Below are 15,062 nucleotides of genomic sequence, written 5' to 3'. Positions count from 1 at the left end.
ACGGCTGCGGGCCTTGAGGGGAACGGCGCGCGACGCCGTACTGGAGGAGCATGGAGAAGGGCGCGCGAGCCGTGGGAGAAAACGATTGAGCACGGTGGAACAGGGGGAGTCGGCACGGAGGACGGCGTGCCGCGGCGAGCGGCGGAGGCGGTGCGTGGCATGAGCGGAGCCGGATCGGCCGAGGCCGGCGGCCCGACGGGGCCCAGCGGCCTGCTGGACGTGCTCAACGTCGCCTCCGTGGTGCTCGACACCCAGGGGCGCATCGCCCTGTGGAGCCCCCAGGCCGAGGAGCTGTTCGGGTACACGGCCCACGAGGCCCTCGGACGGTACGCGGCGCATGTGATGGTCGACGAACGGCACGTCGACCTGGTCGTGCGCCTTTTCGCGGACGTCATGGCCACGGGGCGCAGCTGGGCGGGGGCGTTCCCGATCCGGCGCAAGGACGGCGCCACCCGTCTGGTGGAGTTCCGCAACATCCGGCTCATGGACGACCGGGGCGAGGTCTACGCCCTGGGGCTCGCCGCCGACCGCACGACGGTGCGCCGGCTGGAGCGCGACCTCGCCCTGTCGACACGGATGGTCGCGCAGTCCCCCAACGGTCTCGCGGTCCTGGACACCGACCTGCGGTACGTCTCGGTCAACCCGGCGCTGGCGCGGATGGACGGCGTCCCGGCCGAGGACCACCTGGGCCGCACCGTCCGCGAGGTGCTCCCCCGGCTGGACGCAGACGCCCTGGAGTCCGCCGCGCGCGAGGTGCTGCGGACCGGGGCACCGCTCGTCGACCGGGCCGCGTTCGGCCGGACCCCGGCGGATCCCGAGCAGGACCACGCCTGGTCGCTCTCCCTGTACCGCCTGGAGGATGCCCGGGGCACCGTGCTGGGCGTGGCCGTCTCGGTCGTCGACGTCACCGACCGGCACCGGGCGGCCGTCGAGGCCGAGGCCGCGCGCCGCCGGCTGGCGCTGGTCGCGGACGCCTCCGCGAGGATCGGCACCACCCTGGACCTGGAGCGCACCGCCCGCGAACTGGCCGAGGTGGCGGTGCCGGAGCTGGCCGACGTGGCCGCCGTCGATCTGCTCGACGCGGTGGTCGCGGGCCGGCGCAGCAGCTTCGGACCCGCCGAACCGGCCGTCATCCGCGCCCTGGCGGTACGGGCCGCCGACGAACCCGACGCGCTGCGGGCCGCCGACCGGCCCGGCGAGGTGGCCCGCTACGCGCCCGACCGGCTGGTCACCGAGTGCGTACGCACCGGCCGGCCGGTCATGGTGGCGCAGGTCAAGGACGAGGACCTCGGCCGCATCGCCCGCTCCCCGGAGTCGGCCGCCCTGCTGGCCCGGGCCGGCGTGCACTCCTATCTGGCCGTCCCGCTCATCGCCCGGGGCGAGGTCCTCGGCGCCCTCGACCTCAAGCGGACCCGCAACCCCGCGCCGTTCGGCCACGACGACGTGCTCCTCGCCCGGGAGCTGGCGGCGCGGGCGGCCGTCCAGATCGACAACGCCCGCTGGTACCAGAGCGCCCGTACCACCGCGCTCACCCTCCAGCGCAGCCTGCTGCCGAGCCATCCGCCCGTCATCGGCGGCCTCGAGGTCGCCTCCCGCTACCAGCCGGCGGGCGCCACCACCGAGGTCGGCGGCGACTGGTTCGACGTCATCCCGCTCCCGGACGGCAAGACGGCGCTGGTCGTCGGTGACGTGATGGGCAGCGGCATCGACGCCACGATGGGCCGGCTGCGCACCGCGACGACCACCCTGGCCTCCCTCGACCTCGACCCGGCGGTTCTCCTGGAGCACCTCGACCGGATCACCCAGGGCCTGGACCACTCCATCGCGACCTGCGTGTACGCCGTCCACGACCCCCGGGTGGGGAGGTGCCGGATCGCGAACGCCGGACACCTGCCGCCGGTGCGCGTCCGCCCGGACGGCCCGCCCGAACTGCTCGAACTGCCCACCGGCGCGCCACTGGGCGTGGGCGGGGTGCCGTTCTCCACCACCGAGGTCGACTTCGCACCCGGCGACCAGCTGGTGCTGTACACGGACGGACTGGTCGAGACCCGCACGCACTCGCTCGACGAACGTCTGGACGCCCTGCTGGCGCTGCTCGACGATCCCGCGCGGCCGCTTCAAGAGGTGTGCGACCTGCTGCTGGACGCTCTGCACCATCCCGACAACCACGACGACGTGGCCCTGCTGGTGGCGCGGGCCCGGGACTGAGCGGGGCGGCCGGTCGCCGCCGTCCGCCCGATTCACAGGCTTTTGTTATCGCTTCCTTACCGGGCACCTCGGACAATCACAGTGAGGCGTGACACTGGTGCCGCCGTCGTGCCCGAGGAGGGTGAGCCGTGATGCAGGAGCCGGACAGGCCGCAGGGGCCGCACGAGCCCGAACTGCTCTCGGGACCGGTCGACGCGGACCGCGAGCGCGCGGGCCTCGGCACGTTGTGGCGGCGCCGCCCGCCCCGCGGACGGGCGGTGATCGCGGCGACCACCGTCGCCGTCCTGGCGCTCGGCGGCACCGTCGCCTACGCGGCGGCCTCGGGGAACTCCGGAAGCGGTGCTCCCTCCGCGCCGCCGTCCTCGTCCTCCTCCGAGGGGCCCGGCGGCCGGCACGGTCACGGCGGCCCGTGGTCCGGCCCCCGCGGCGACGCGGCGCACGGCGAGGCGACCGTCAAGGACCCCCGGTCGGGCGACTGGGTCGTCCGCGTCTGGCAACGGGGCACGGTGACGAAGACGGACGGCGACCGGGTCACCGTCAAGAGCAAGGACGGCGCCTCCTGGACGTGGACCGTGGCCGCGGACACACCCGTCCGCGGTGACGGTGCCGGCCCGGAGACCGGCCCCGGCGCGCTGAAGACCGGCGCCACCGTGTTCGTCGTCGGAACCCTCTCCGGCGGCACGAACACCGCCGACCGCGTCCTGTCGGGCGACTTCGGCGACCGCGGACCGGGCGAGCGGTGGCACGGCGGCTCCCCGGGGCACGGCCCGTGGAACCACGGGGGCGACCGCTCGCCCTCCCCCGGCCCCACGGGCGGTGGGGCGGCTACCTGACCGGGCCGGCCCGGGTGCCGACGACGACGTGGGCGTAGAGCTCCTCGTCGTACGCCAGACGCACCTCCAGGCCGCTGCGGGTGAAGGCCTCGACGGCCGCCGGGGCCTGGCGCTCGCTCGTCTCGACGAGAAGACAGCCGCCGGGGGCGAGCCAGCGGGGCGCCTCGGCGGCGACGCGCCGCAGCACGTCCAGACCGTCGCCGCCGCCGTCGAGGGCGGTGAGCGGCTCGTGGTCCCGGGCCTCCGACGGCAGCAGGGGCACCTCCTCGCTGGGCACGTACGGCACGTTGGCGGCCAGCAGGTCCACCCGGCCGCGCAGCCGGTCCGGGAGGGCGGCGAACAGGTCGCCCGTGTGGGCGTGTCCGCCGTACCCGGCGACGTTGCGCCGGGCGCAGCGCACGGCGGCCTCGTCGATGTCCGCGGCATGCAGTTCGACCGGTGCGAGCGCGGCGGCGAGGGCCGCGCCGACGGCGCCCGAGCCGCAGCACAGGTCGACGACGACCGAGGCGTGCGGGACGGCGGCGAGGGCCTGGTCGACGAGGAACTCGGTGCGGCGGCGGGGCACGAAGACGCCCGGCTCGACGATCACGCGCAGGCCGTGGAACCCGGCCCAGCCGACGACGTGTTCGAGGGGCAGGCCCGCCGCCCGCCGCCGCGCCATGTCCGCGGCCTCCTGCGGGGTACGTGCCGTGGCGAGGATCAACTCCGCCTCGTCCTCGGCGAAGACGCACCCGGCGGCCCGCAGCAGCACGGTCAGCGCCTCGCGTTCCGCGGCGGCCGGCCGGACCGGCCCGGGAGCGGAGACGGGTGAGGGCGCCGGAGAGGGAGCCGCGGGGGAAGGCGAAGCGGAAGAAGAGGCGGGAGGAGTGGAGGAGGAGGGAGAGCGAGGGGGCATGGAACGGGAAGCCTTCCGGGGAGCCGAAGGGCGCTCTCGCGGTCGCCTAGCGGCGAGCCGCGCCGTCACGAGGTGAGAGCACCCGACCTGACACAGCGGTAATGGGTCTCACCTCCTCGGTCTCGCACGGCCGCGGACCCCCGCAGCCGGACGGCCACCCTATCCCAGCGGCCGCCGTCTTTTCCCGGCTCCCGCGGCCCGCGCCCGCGGCTCGTCCCGATCCGCCCGAGTTGTACTATGCAACCAGGTGAAGAGGCGGCGGTCGAGGGAGTCCCGGTGGAAGCAGCCGAGTCCGCGCAGAGCGAGTCCGTGGAGACGATCCAGCGGGAGATGACGGTCTTCGCCCGGCGGGCCCGGGCCTCCGCGGGCCGGCTGCACCCCGAGCTGTCGCTGGTGTCGTACACGCTCCTCGGGCACCTGGAGGAGAGCGGCGGCTGCCGGGCCACGGACCTCGCCGCGCACCACGCCCTGGACAAGTCCACGGTCAGCCGCCAGGTCGCCGCCCTGGAGCGGACCGGCCTGATCGAACGGCGCCAGGACCCCGAGGACCACCGCGTCCAGCTCCTCCACCTCACCGGGGCGGGCCGCCGCATCCTCGCCCAGGTCACCGAGAGCCGCCGCGAAGCCTTCAGGGAACGGCTCGCACAGTGGCCGGAGGCGGACCTGGAACGCTTCGCGCGCTACCTCGTGCGCTACAACGAATGGCAAGGCCCCACCCCGATGAGCGCCCACCCCACGCCACCGACCCCCTGACCGCCCCCTCGCTTCGGCCCACGACAGACCCCACGCGACCCGCCGACCCTCCTCGGCCCCGGCCGGGTCCGCAGGGCTGCGGGTCCGCGGGGCGGCGCGCGGGGCCCGTGGTCCTAGGCGACCGGGACCGGCTCGCTTCCCTCGCCCAGCCGCTCCGGCACCCGGGCCGCCAGGAACGCCGTCCTGCGGCGCAGCCGGAAGCCGAGGGACTCGTACAGCCGGATGGCGTTCGTGTTGCCGGCGGAGGTGTGCAGGAAGGGCGTCTCGCCGCGTTCACGGATGCCGTGCGCGACGGCGAGGATCAGGCGGGTCGCCAGCCCCTCGCCCCGGAAGGCCGGATCGGTGCAGACGGCGCTGATCTCGGTCCAGCCCGGCGGGTGCAGCCGCTCGCCGGCCACCGCGATCAGCGCGCCGTCGCGCCTGATGCCCAGGTAGGTGCCGAGCTCGATGGTGCGGGCCTCGAAGGGGCCCGGCCTGGTGCGGGCGACCAGATCGAGGATGTCGGGCACGTCCGCGGGCCCGAGCCGGACGGCTTCGGGCTCGGGTGCGGCGGCCAGCCCGTCGTCGACGAACTGCACGCCCTCCATCCGGAAGGTGATCTCCCAGCCGGGCGGGAGCTCACCGCGGAAGCCCGGCAGAGGGACCTCCGCGCCGGGACCGGCGAGCGCCGCGAGGTCCGCCCAGTCGTCCGGGCCGGGATCGTCCGGCAGCGCCAGCCAGGGCGACACGTCGACCGGGTAGCGCAGCACGCGGCCCCGGCGCTCGGCGAAGCGGGCGTGCGGCCCCGTGAGGGAGGCCAGGGCGGGGTTGTCCAGGATGTGCGGGACGTCGACGTCGCTCACGCGTCCGCTCCGATCTCCAGGACGACCTTGCCGCGCGCGTGGCCGCTCTCGACCTCGCGCAGGGCCTCGCCGGCCCGCTCCAGCGGGAACCTGAGGGTGACGTGCGGGTCCAGGTCGCCCCGGACGGCCAGGTCCGCCACCGCCCGCAGCACGGCCGCGTCGCGGGCGCGCAGCACCCGGGCGCCGCCCAGTTCCTCGGCCTCCTCGGCCGGGGCTCCGGCGGTGATCAGCCGGGCGCGGTCCCGTACCAGGCCGGCCGCTTCGCGCAGCACCGCGCCGCCGACGAGGTCGTACACGCCGTCCACCCCGTCCGGGGCAGCCGAGCGGACGCCGTCCGTCCAGCCGGGGCCGGACGGCACGTGCACGGCGCCCAGCGACTCCAGAAGGTCCTTCTTGCCCGCGCTCGCGACGCCCAGGACCCGCAGCCCCCGGGCGCGGGCGATCTGGACGACGGCGACACCGACCCCGCCGCCCGCGCCGGTGACCAGGAGGGTCGCCCCGGCCGGCAGCGCGAGCTGGAGCACGCCGTCGTAGGCGGTCGCGGCGGCCACCGGGAGGGTCGCGGCGTCCGTGAAGGACAGCCCGGCGGGCTTGTGGGCGGTGATGCCCGCGGCGAGCAGCGCGTACTCGGCGTAGCCGCCGGCGACCGCGGTGCCGAACACCTCGTCGCCGGGCGCGAACCCGGTGACCCCCTCACCGGTCGCCTCGACGACGCCCGCCACCTCGTTGCCGAGGACCGCGGGGAACACGCGCTCCCCGCTCTCGCCGGGGCGGCGGTAGCCCGTGCGCTGCTTCCAGTCGACCGGGTTGACACCCGCCGCGCGTACCGCGACGAGGACCTCGCCGGGTCCGGGCCGGGGCTGGTCCAGGTCGACGAGCGCCTCGGTCTCCGGGCCGCCGTACCGGGTGAAGACGTACGCCTTCGGCATTGCTCCCACTCTCCTTCGCTGGCACCGGAACCGCTGGACCGCTGGATCCGGAACGACACGTGCAAGAGCCGGGGCCCGGCGGCTATTCCCCGCCCCCGGGACTGTTCATACGGCCTTAACGATGGGCGGCGGCGGCCGGGTGCGGAGCACGGCTGACATGCACGTACGGTTGACTGCGTAAGCAACCGCCGCCCTCACGCTGGATCCGTATGAACGTCACCCGAGGCTTCACCGGCCGCCCCCGCGTCCACAATCCGGGGCTGCCCCCCGGTCAGTACGACGCGGGCGACGACTGGCCCGTGCTGTCCGCCGAGGTCACGCCCGACCTGGCCCCCGCCGACTGGTCCTTCCGCGTCGACGGCCTGGTGGCGGCGCCCCGCACCTGGGACTGGGACGAGGCGCACGCGCTGCCGGAGTCGGCCTACGAGGGCGACATCCACTGCGTGACCAGCTGGTCGAAGTTCGGGGTGCGTTTCGGGGGCGTGTCCCTGGACGCGTTCCTGGAAGCCGTCCGGCCCGACCCGGCGGCGACCCACGCCGTCGCGTACTCGCACACCGGGTACACCACGAACCTGCCGCTGGCCGACCTGACCGGCGGACGGGCGTGGATCGCCTGGGAGTACGACGGCAAGCCGCTCGCCGCCGAGCACGGTGGCCCGGCGCGGCTGCTCGTGCCGCACCTGTACTTCTGGAAGAGCGCCAAGTGGGTCGCGGGCCTGCGGCTCCTCGACCACGACGAGCCGGGCTTCTGGGAGCAGAACGGCTATCACGCCCGGGGCAACCCCTGGGAGGAGCAGAGGTACTCCGGTGACTGAGATCTCCACTCCCCCGGCGGGCACCTTCGTCCCCCCGTCCCGGTTCGCGGTGCCCGGCCGGATCGCGGTGAGCAACCGCTCCGCCGCCCGGTGGCAGACGGCCACCCTCACCGAGATCCGCCGCGAGACCCCGCAGGCGGCCACCTTCCGGTTCGCGGTGCCGCGGTGGGAGGGTCATCTGCCCGGCCAGCACCTGATGCTGCGGCTGACGGCCGGCGACGGCTACACCGCCCAGCGGCACTACTCGATCGCCTCCGCGCCCGACGACGAGGGGCACATCGAGCTGACCCTGGACCACGTGGACGGCGGCGAGGTCTCGGGCTGGTTCCACACACGGGCCCGGCCGGGTGACGAGGTGCAGGTGCGCGGCCCGCTCAGCGGGTTCTTCGCCTGGCCGGGCGACCGGCCCGCGCTGCTGATCGGCGCGGGCTCCGGGGTCGTCCCGCTGATGTCCATGGTCCGCCACCACCGGGCGCGCGGCCTGGACGTGCCGCTGCGGCTGCTGGTGTCCGCGCGCGGCCCCGAGGAGCTGATCTACGCGCGGGAGTACGGAGCCGAGACGACGCCGGTGTTCACGAGGAGCGCCCCGCGCGGGGTGCCCGTGGGGCGGCTGGCGGGGGACCACCTCGCTCCGCTGCTGGCCGGGGCGCCGGCCGGCGGCTGGGAGGCGTACGTGTGCGGGTCCAACGGGTTCGCCGAGCACGCCTCGCGGCTGCTGGTCCGGGCGGGGCAGCCGGTCGAGCGGATCCGGATCGAGCGGTTCGGCTGATCCGCCCGGGGCGGGCCCCCTGCCCCGCCCCCCGTCGGCGTCCGCCCGCGTCCACGTCGGCCCGGGCGGTCGCCGACGGGCCGACGTGAACGAAGCGTGAAACGATGTACTCCGAACGGGGTATGACGCTCATGTGGGCACTCGTACGCGTGACGGCGAGGAGGTCGACATGCGAGGCGGTGTTCGCGGCCGGCGCTTGCGGGACAACCCGCTGCGGCGCAGGTCGGACGTGCTGGAGGCGTGGACGGCGCTCGCCGTGGCCGCGCTGCTGATGGTCGCCGCGCCGCTGGCCGGGGTCCTCGCCGGACGGTGGGCCCACGCCGACGCCCGGGCGGTCGCGTCCCAGCAGCGGGCCGAGCGGCACCGCGTGCGGGCCGAGGTGGTCGGGCACCCGCCCGCGAGCATGCCCTCGGCGGAGGGCGGCAGGCAGCAGACGTTCTCGGTGGCCGTGCGCTGGACACCGCCGGGCGAGCGGGCGCGGACCGCGCCGGCCCGGGTGCCGACGGGCACCCGCACCGGGGACATGGTGGACGTGTGGTTCGACGCGCGGGGCCGCAGCGTCGCTCCGCCGCAGAACGACACGATGGTCTGGCAGCACACCCTCACCCTGGGCCTGTGCGCGGCCGGCGGTACGGCCGCCGTGGTGCTGCTGGGCCACTCCGTCGTGCGCCGCGTGGCCATGCGGCACCGCCTGGACGAGTGGGAGCACGAGTGGGCCCGTACGGAGCCCCGGTGGACCCGCCGCAGGCCCGCCTGAAGCATCCCGCCGGGGTCTGGCGAGGGCTCCCGCCGCCCACGTACGGTGTGATCATTCGTATGGGCACTTAACAAAAGGCGGTCCTTGATGCCCCTGTTCGACCTGCCCCTCGATGAACTCCGCGCCTACCGCAGCGAGTCCACCGAGCCCGAGGACTTCGACGCGTTCTGGTCCAAGACCCTCCAGGAAGCACGCGAGCACGATCTGGACGCCCGCTTCGAACCGGTCGACACCGGCCTGAGCACGGTGCAGGTGTACGACGTGACCTTCGCCGGGTTCGGCGGGCACCCCGTCAAGGGCTGGCTGACCCTGCCCGCCGGGGCGACGCAACCGCTGCCCCTGGTCGTGGAGTTCGTCGGCTACGGCGGTGGACGCGGGCTGCCGCACGAGCATCTGCTGTGGGCGTCGTCGGGACGCGCGCACTTCATCATGGACACCCGCGGTCAGGGCAGCGCCTGGGGCGGAGGCGGCGGCACCGCCGACCCGGTGGGCGGCGCGCCCGCGTACCCCGGCTTCATGACGCGTGGCATCGACGCCCCCGAGAACTATTACTACCGCCGGGTGTTCACCGACGCGGTGCGCGCGGTCGAGGCGGCGCGCTCCCATCCGCTGACGGACGCGGCGCGGACCGTGGCGCTCGGCGGGAGCCAGGGCGGCGGCATCACCCTCGCCGTGGGCGGCCTGGTGCCGGATCTCGCGGGCATCGCCCCGGACGTGCCGTTCCTGTGCGACTTCCCGCGGGCTGCGACCCTGACGGACCGTCACCCCTACCGGGAAATAGGCCTGTTCCTCAAGACGCACCGCGGCCGCACCGAGGACGTCCTGACCACTCTCGCTTACTTCGACGGCGTGCACTTCGCGTCCCGCGGCTCGGCGCCCGCGCTCTTCTCGGCGGCCCTGGAGGACCAGACCTGCCCGCCGTCGACGGTGTTCGCCGCCTTCAACGCGTGGGCGCACGAGGACAAGGCGATCGAGGTGTACGACTTCAACGACCACGAGGGCGGCGGCCCCTACCAGGAGGCGGCCAAGCTGCGCTGGATGCGGTCGTACATCTGACGTCCGGCGAGGGCGCCCGCGCCGCCCTTCCCTCCAGTCCGACCAGTCGGTACGTTCAGGGGTGCCCGGGCCGCACCGCAGCGGTCCGGTGTTCCGGCGGACCACGGAGGCCCCATGTCCGAGCACGCGCCACAGATCCACGGCCACTGCGACCCGCGCTTCGCGGCGGTGCGCGACGCCTTCGAGGAGAACTTCCGGGACCGGGGCGAACTGGGCGCCGCCGTGAGCGTCACGGTCGACGGCGTGCCGGTGGCCGATCTGTGGGGCGGCTGGGCCGACGCGGCGCGCACCCGCGCGTGGGAGCAGGACACGCTGGTCAACGTGTGGTCCACGTCGAAGGGTCCGACGGCGCTGTGCGCGCACATCCTCGCCGACCGCGGCCTGCTCGACCTCGACGCCCCGGTGGCGTCGTACTGGCCGGAGTTCGGGGCGGCCGGGAAGGACCGCGTACCGGTCCGGTACCTGCTCTCCCACCGCGCGGGCCTGGCCGGGCTGCGCGAGCCGCACACGCTGGAGCAGCTCTACGACTGGGAGCTCACCACCGCGCGGCTGGCGGCCACCGAGCCCTGGTGGGAGCCCGGCACCCGCTCCGGCTACCACGCCCTGACGTACGGCTTCCTGGTCGGGGAGGTCGTGCGGCGGGTGTCGGGGCTGCTGCCGGGGGCCTTCCTGGAGCGGGAGGTGACCGGGCCGCTCGGCATCGACTTCACGATCGGGCTGCCGGAGAAGGAGGCCGGACGAGCGGCCGAACTGGTGCATCCGCAGGCCGCCTCGTCGAGCGAGCAGGCGGCGGTCTTCAGCCAGCTCTCCCCGGCGGCCCTCGCCGCGCTGACCAATCCGCTCGCGGGCGCGGCCGAGGCCAACTCGCCGGGGTGGCGGGCCGCGGAGATCCCGGCCGCGAACGGCCACGGCACCGCGCGTGCGGTGGCCTCGCTCTACGGGATACTCGCCGGCCGGGGCGCGTACGGCGGTCACCGGATCCTCTCCGCCGAGGCGGCCGAGCGGGTGCGCGAGGGCCAGGGCGCCTGCCGGGACCTGGTGCTGGGAGCCGGGTTCGCGCACGAGACGGAGATCGGGCTGGGACTGTGGCTGAGCGGCCCGAACGGATCGTACGGACCGAACCCGCGCGCTTTCGGTCATGACGGCTTCGGCGGATCCTGCGGGCTCGCCGACCCGGAGGCGGGTGTGTCGCTGGGGTACGTGATGAACCGCATGGGTCCGCACATCGCCGACGACCCGCGCAAGACGGCGTTGGTCGCCGCCCTGTACAGCGCGCTCTGAGCCGGGCCGCGGGCGCGGTGGCCGCGGCGGCGGGCGGTCCGGATTCGGCCGATCGGGCGGCCCGCCCTTCCCTGGTGGTTTAGACCAATGCTAGATCTGGTGGCGCACCGAGTCCGCACGAACACGGCACGTCACCCACAGGAGGCGCGCGGCATGGCCCGCAGCACCACCCCCACCACCCCCCGAGTCCGCCCGCAGTCCGGCGAGCGGCCCCTGTACTGGCACATCGCCCAGCGGCTGCTCGCCGAGTTGCGCGACGGCACCCTCGCGGCCGGCGAACGGCTGCCGGCCGAACGGCGGCTCGCAGGGCGCTTCGGCGTCAGCCGGCAGACCGTACGGCAGGCCCTGGAGGTCCTGCGCGGCGACGGACTGATCGAGACCGACCGGCGGGGCAGCCACGCGGCCCTGCCGGCCGGACCGCTCGGCACCCCGTCGTTCCTCGCCTTTCCCGTGGGCGCGCGGCCCGCGGACGATCCGGCCGCGGTGGCCCGCGCCGCCGTCAGCTGGGAGACTCCCCCGCCCGCCCACGCCGAGGCGCTCGGCCTCGCCCCCGACCGGCCGACACTGGTGCACCGCTACGAGTCCGCCCGCGCCGACGGCCGAGGCCTGCGGACGGCGCTGACGTCCTTCTCCGCGGTGGCCCTGGCCGAGGTCGAGGAACTGGCCCGCTACCGCGACCGCGCCGACCCGAGCGTCTCCCCGGAGCTGCGACGGGCCTACGACTGGATGCGCCGGGCCGGACTGACGCTGCACCACCGGGACTGCATCACCCACCTCGAGGACGCCCCGTCGATGCTGGTCACCCGGCACGTGCACGACCAGTACGCCCGTCCGCTGGAGATCACCGACCTGGTGGTGGACACCCGGCGGGAGGCGCTGGTCTACGCGTTCACCCTGCCCGCGGCGGGGTGACGGCGCGACCGCCCGGGCCGTCGGGAACACCGGGTCGGCGCGCCTCGACCATCCGGACCCGGGGGCTCCCGTCGCCCCGCGTGCCGAACTCGGGCAGGGCGCGCAGCTCCACGCGGAACCCGGCACGCTCCAGTTCGCGCCGCACCTCGCCGAGGCGGAAGGCCCGGTAGTACATCACGAACGGCGGCCGCCACAGGGCGTTGCGCACCCGCATCACGCCGTCGAAGCCGAGCAGCGCCCAGAAGAACGGCGAGGTCGGCCTCGGCGGTGCCACGACGGGGAAGGCGAAGCATCCGCCCGGCCGCAGCGCGGTACGCACCTGGGCGAACAGCCCCGGCAGTTCGCGGGGCAGGAAGTGCCCGAACGCGCCGAAGCTGACGACGAGGTCGAAGGCTTCGGTGAACGGCAGGGCGCGGGCGTCCGCACGGACCCAGGACACCCGCGGCCCGGCCGGCCGCACCCGCTCACGGGCCCGCGCCAGCATGCCGGCGCTGAAGTCCACCCCGGTGACACTGCGGCGGCACACCGCCGCCAGCACGTCGGCCCCGGCGCCCGTGCCGCAGCACAGGTCGAGGCCGTCCTCGTAGGGGCCGGACCGCCCGAGCGCCGAGGCGACCGCGTCGAGGACGGAGTCCGGGGTGCGGAAGGGCGTGTGGTCGAACTTCGGCGCCAGCAGGTCGTAGCCGTGCTCGACGGACGACAGCGCCTGGACGGCGAGTTCGCGCAGGGTGGGACCTTCGGGACCGAACATCCGCGTCAGCTTACGGCCGTCCGCCGCTTCAGCAGCAACAGGGCGCGTTCGCACCAGGCCACGTTGGTCTCCTCGAAGGTGATGCCCGCCATCAGGGTCAGATAGGGGCCGATCCGGTCGGTCTCGCCGAGGTACACGTCCTCGGTGCGCCCGTCGAGGAGCCGGTCGCGCACCCGCCGGTAGCGGTCGAGTTTGGCGCGCGACCAGGTCAGGCGCTCCTCGATCAGTTCACGCGTCGCCCCGGGGTCCGCGCCGTCCATCGCCTGGACCTTGACGAGGAGCTCGTCCCGGACGGCGGTCGGCCGCCGGGGCGGGGTGGCGGCGAACGTGTGCAGGTCGGCGCGGCCGGCCTCGGTGAGCGTGAACATCCGCTTGTTGGGCCGCCGTTCCTGCTGCACCACCCGGGCCTCGATCAGGCCGTCCCCGGCGAGGCGCTCCAGTTCGCGGTAGAGCTGCTGCGGGGTCGCGGGCCAGAAGTTCGCGAGGGAGACGTCGAAGACCTTCGACAGCTCGTAGCCCGAGGCCTCGCCCTCCAGGAGAGCGGCCAGGACGGCGTACTTGAGGGACATGTGGACACGGTAACAGCAGGTGACTATTGTCGTCCGCACCTAGTCAACGAATTTACTATGCACGCTGTGAGGTGACCCGATGCGCGCGTTCCGTGAGGCGGTCGAGGCCGGCGATCTCGACGCCGTCGAAGCACTCCTGGCCGAGGACGTGGTGTTCACCAGCCCGGTCGTGTTCAAGCCGTATCCGGGCAAGGCGATCACCGCGTCGATCCTGCGGGGGGTGACGCGGGTCTTCGAGGACTTCCGCTACGAGCGCGAACTCGACGGGGCCGACGGGCGGGACCACGCCCTGGTGTTCCGGGCCCGGGTGGGCGAACGGGAGCTGACGGGGTGCGACTTCATCCACCTGGACGAGGACGGACTCATCGACGAACTCACTGTCATGGTGCGCCCGCTGTCCGGCGCCCAGGCCCTCGCGGCGGCGATGGGGGCCCAGTTCGACCAGATCCTGAAGGACGCGGAGGCGCGCTCGGCCCCCGCGTCCTGACCCCGGTCCGGAGAGCCTCAGCCCCCGAGGTCCTCCAGGGCTGCCCTCGTGTCCGTCTTCAGGTAGTCCGTGACCTCTTCCAGCGTCGGCGGGTCCTTGTCGCTGTCGTACGAGGAGTAGTAGGCGCTGTAACTCATCATGTACGTCATCCACCCGTCGCGGACCGCGAGCGTCGCGTAGAGCGAGCCGCTCGTCGAACCGGACGTGGTGTCGTTGCTGACGAGGTAGGCCTCGTCGCCGATGCCGGTGACCGACTGCACGTCATAACCCGAGTGGCTGTCGCCGTAGTTCTTCCAGGCGGCGGTGAACTCGGGCCCGGGGTCGGTCTTCTTGTGCAGGTCGACCTGTGCCGAGAGGTAGGCGTCGGTGTAGCTCGACCCGGTCTTCTTCAGGCTGAGGCTGCACAGGCTCTCGTCGAGCGCGTCGTCCTTGAGGCTGTTGTGGGTCGGGGAGCTGTCGCTGGCCGCGTACTCCTCCTTGAAGGCCGCGTAGTCCGTGGAGGTGCACAGGTTCGACGGCGCCTCGTAACCGGCCAGGTCCGGATCGGCCGCGGCGCCGGTCAGGAGGACACCGGCCGCCCAGGCGGCTGATGCCACCACCGCGCCGAGGGCGGCCCACAGGACGGCCTTCCCGGCACCGCCCCCGCCACCGCTGCCCGGCGGTGGCCCCACCACCGGGTAGGGGCCCTGCTGGAGGTACGGATTGACCGGCTGGGGCTGAACGGGCTGCCCGACCAGGGTGGGCTGGGCATAGATGCTCTGCTGGCCGGTCTGGGTGGCGGGCGCCGCCGGCGGGAAGCCCAGCGGACCGCCGGGGGCCGGCGACTGCGGATTCGGATAGGGATACGCGCTCGGCTGGGCCGGCGCCTCGGACGGCTGCTCCGGCTGCTGCGGGGGCTGAGGCGGCGTGGACATGACGTGAAGATAATGCAGAAATAGCGGTCAAGTCCCCTGCCGTCACGGATCGTTACCGCCTGGGGACATCTGCGATGAAACCCGGAAGACGTCACGAGCCTCGTCCGACTCCCAGTCCCTCACCCGGCTCCCCCAGGCCCTCGTCCGACCCCCAAGGCCCTCGGTCGGCCCGCCGCCCCCTCGCGGTGTCGCCTCGCACCCGGCGGCGGAATCCCCCTGCACGACACGGCCCCGCACGACGGGGAACAAAGCGCGCGCCGCGCAGGTTCACACCGACGGAGACGGCCGGCG

The 15,062-nt window shown here is 74.4% G+C and carries 16 protein-coding genes; 10 read left to right on the top strand and 6 right to left on the bottom strand.

Annotation, left to right across the window (positions count from 1 at the left end; all coding sequences use genetic code 11):
* The first annotated feature begins 159 nt into the window (after positions 1–159).
* Both Saso_RS08910 and Saso_RS08905 read left to right on the top strand, forming a co-directional pair.
* Positions 160–2,208 carry a SpoIIE family protein phosphatase gene (locus Saso_RS08910; RefSeq protein ID WP_189922490.1) on the top strand — a complete coding sequence of 683 codons (2,049 nt, stop codon included), beginning with the start codon at positions 160–162 and terminating at the stop codon, positions 2,206–2,208.
* A gap of 131 nt (positions 2,209–2,339) precedes the next feature.
* Positions 2,340–3,041, top strand: coding sequence for a hypothetical protein (locus tag Saso_RS08905; RefSeq protein WP_189922492.1), 702 nt, complete (start codon positions 2,340–2,342; stop codon positions 3,039–3,041).
* On the opposite strand, the gene Saso_RS08900 is transcribed toward Saso_RS08905, so the two are convergent.
* Positions 3,034–3,936 (bottom strand): putative protein N(5)-glutamine methyltransferase, encoded by a 903-nt coding sequence (locus Saso_RS08900; RefSeq protein WP_189922494.1) that lies wholly within the window; start codon positions 3,934–3,936, stop codon positions 3,034–3,036. The genes Saso_RS08905 and Saso_RS08900 overlap by 8 nt on opposite strands.
* Positions 3,937–4,173: 237 nt before the next feature.
* Between Saso_RS08900 and Saso_RS08895 the strand changes: the two genes are divergently transcribed.
* Positions 4,174–4,689 carry a MarR family winged helix-turn-helix transcriptional regulator gene (locus tag Saso_RS08895; protein WP_189922496.1) on the top strand — a complete coding sequence of 172 codons (516 nt, stop codon included), beginning with the start codon at positions 4,174–4,176 and terminating at the stop codon, positions 4,687–4,689.
* Positions 4,690–4,802: 113 nt separating this feature from the next.
* Here Saso_RS08895 and Saso_RS08890 read toward each other — a convergent pair whose 3' ends face one another.
* The gene (locus Saso_RS08890; RefSeq protein WP_189922498.1) at positions 4,803–5,531 is read right to left on the bottom strand and encodes a GNAT family N-acetyltransferase; all 729 of its coding nucleotides are present in this window, start codon (positions 5,529–5,531) and stop codon (positions 4,803–4,805) included.
* Positions 5,528–6,460, bottom strand: coding sequence for an NADP-dependent oxidoreductase (locus Saso_RS08885; protein ID WP_189922500.1), 933 nt, complete (start codon positions 6,458–6,460; stop codon positions 5,528–5,530). The genes Saso_RS08890 and Saso_RS08885 overlap by 4 nt, the downstream gene beginning before the upstream one ends.
* A gap of 209 nt (positions 6,461–6,669) precedes the next feature.
* On the opposite strand from Saso_RS08885, the gene Saso_RS08880 reads away from it, so the two are divergent.
* The 6 genes from Saso_RS08880 (at position 6,670) to Saso_RS08855 (ending at position 12,050) form a co-directional block, all read left to right on the top strand.
* On the top strand, positions 6,670–7,275 hold the full coding sequence (locus Saso_RS08880; protein ID WP_189922502.1) for a sulfite oxidase-like oxidoreductase: 606 nt from the start codon (positions 6,670–6,672) through the stop codon (positions 7,273–7,275).
* A gap of 1 nt (position 7,276) precedes the next feature.
* A complete protein-coding gene (locus Saso_RS08875; RefSeq protein ID WP_372442430.1) occupies positions 7,277–8,044 on the top strand; it encodes a ferredoxin reductase in 768 nt (255 codons plus the stop codon).
* Positions 8,045–8,213: 169 nt separating this feature from the next.
* The gene (locus tag Saso_RS08870; protein ID WP_189922506.1) at positions 8,214–8,801 is read left to right on the top strand and encodes an Rv1733c family protein; all 588 of its coding nucleotides are present in this window, start codon (positions 8,214–8,216) and stop codon (positions 8,799–8,801) included.
* An 87-nt stretch (positions 8,802–8,888) separates the two neighbouring features.
* A complete protein-coding gene (locus Saso_RS08865; RefSeq protein ID WP_189922508.1) occupies positions 8,889–9,857 on the top strand; it encodes an acetylxylan esterase in 969 nt (322 codons plus the stop codon).
* Positions 9,858–9,971: 114 nt separating this feature from the next.
* On the top strand, positions 9,972–11,138 hold the full coding sequence (locus tag Saso_RS08860) for a serine hydrolase domain-containing protein (protein WP_189922510.1): 1,167 nt from the start codon (positions 9,972–9,974) through the stop codon (positions 11,136–11,138).
* Positions 11,139–11,291: 153 nt separating this feature from the next.
* A complete protein-coding gene (locus tag Saso_RS08855) occupies positions 11,292–12,050 on the top strand; it encodes a GntR family transcriptional regulator (RefSeq protein WP_189922512.1) in 759 nt (252 codons plus the stop codon).
* Here Saso_RS08855 and Saso_RS08850 read toward each other — a convergent pair.
* Together Saso_RS08850 and Saso_RS08845 are read right to left on the bottom strand one after the other, a co-directional pair.
* Entirely contained in the window at positions 12,028–12,801 is a 774-nt protein-coding gene (locus Saso_RS08850; protein ID WP_189922514.1) for a class I SAM-dependent methyltransferase, read from the bottom strand. The genes Saso_RS08855 and Saso_RS08850 overlap by 23 nt on opposite strands.
* Before the next feature lie 5 nt (positions 12,802–12,806).
* Positions 12,807–13,370 carry a PadR family transcriptional regulator gene (locus Saso_RS08845; RefSeq protein ID WP_189922516.1) on the bottom strand — a complete coding sequence of 188 codons (564 nt, stop codon included), beginning with the start codon at positions 13,368–13,370 and terminating at the stop codon, positions 12,807–12,809.
* A 79-nt stretch (positions 13,371–13,449) separates the two neighbouring features.
* On the opposite strand from Saso_RS08845, the gene Saso_RS08840 reads away from it, so the two are divergent.
* On the top strand, positions 13,450–13,857 hold the full coding sequence (locus Saso_RS08840) for a nuclear transport factor 2 family protein (RefSeq protein WP_189922518.1): 408 nt from the start codon (positions 13,450–13,452) through the stop codon (positions 13,855–13,857).
* A gap of 17 nt (positions 13,858–13,874) precedes the next feature.
* Here Saso_RS08840 and Saso_RS08835 read toward each other — a convergent pair whose 3' ends face one another.
* Positions 13,875–14,771, bottom strand: a complete 897-nt coding sequence (locus Saso_RS08835) for a hypothetical protein (RefSeq protein WP_189922519.1) — start codon at positions 14,769–14,771, stop codon at positions 13,875–13,877.
* Positions 14,772–15,062 lie beyond the last annotated feature (291 nt).

The sequence above is a fragment of the Streptomyces asoensis genome, assembly GCF_016860545.1.
In the GTDB taxonomy this organism is placed as follows: Bacteria; Actinomycetota; Actinomycetes; order Streptomycetales; family Streptomycetaceae; genus Streptomyces; species Streptomyces asoensis.
This window is presented reverse-complemented; position numbering and strand designations above follow the sequence as displayed.

What these genes read in the sequence shown, in the direction of transcription:
- Saso_RS08850 (WP_189922514.1), bottom strand. Translation starts at nt 12,801, where the DNA reads ATGTTCGGTCCCGAAGGTCCCACCCTGCGCGAACTCGCCGTCCAGGCG.
- Saso_RS08835 (WP_189922519.1), bottom strand. Translation starts at nt 14,771, where the DNA reads ATGTCCACGCCGCCTCAGCCCCCGCAGCAGCCGGAGCAGCCGTCCGAG.
- Saso_RS08910 (WP_189922490.1), top strand. Translation starts at nt 160, where the DNA reads ATGAGCGGAGCCGGATCGGCCGAGGCCGGCGGCCCGACGGGGCCCAGC.
- Saso_RS08880 (WP_189922502.1), top strand. Translation starts at nt 6,670, where the DNA reads ATGAACGTCACCCGAGGCTTCACCGGCCGCCCCCGCGTCCACAATCCG.
- Saso_RS08885 (WP_189922500.1), bottom strand. Translation starts at nt 6,460, where the DNA reads ATGCCGAAGGCGTACGTCTTCACCCGGTACGGCGGCCCGGAGACCGAG.
- Saso_RS08895 (WP_189922496.1), top strand. Translation starts at nt 4,174, where the DNA reads ATGCAACCAGGTGAAGAGGCGGCGGTCGAGGGAGTCCCGGTGGAAGCA.
- Saso_RS08870 (WP_189922506.1), top strand. Translation starts at nt 8,214, where the DNA reads ATGCGAGGCGGTGTTCGCGGCCGGCGCTTGCGGGACAACCCGCTGCGG.
- Saso_RS08900 (WP_189922494.1), bottom strand. Translation starts at nt 3,936, where the DNA reads ATGCCCCCTCGCTCTCCCTCCTCCTCCACTCCTCCCGCCTCTTCTTCC.
- Saso_RS08860 (WP_189922510.1), top strand. Translation starts at nt 9,972, where the DNA reads ATGTCCGAGCACGCGCCACAGATCCACGGCCACTGCGACCCGCGCTTC.
- Saso_RS08845 (WP_189922516.1), bottom strand. Translation starts at nt 13,370, where the DNA reads ATGTCCCTCAAGTACGCCGTCCTGGCCGCTCTCCTGGAGGGCGAGGCC.
- Saso_RS08840 (WP_189922518.1), top strand. Translation starts at nt 13,450, where the DNA reads ATGCGCGCGTTCCGTGAGGCGGTCGAGGCCGGCGATCTCGACGCCGTC.
- Saso_RS08855 (WP_189922512.1), top strand. Translation starts at nt 11,292, where the DNA reads ATGGCCCGCAGCACCACCCCCACCACCCCCCGAGTCCGCCCGCAGTCC.
- Saso_RS08865 (WP_189922508.1), top strand. Translation starts at nt 8,889, where the DNA reads ATGCCCCTGTTCGACCTGCCCCTCGATGAACTCCGCGCCTACCGCAGC.
- Saso_RS08905 (WP_189922492.1), top strand. Translation starts at nt 2,340, where the DNA reads ATGCAGGAGCCGGACAGGCCGCAGGGGCCGCACGAGCCCGAACTGCTC.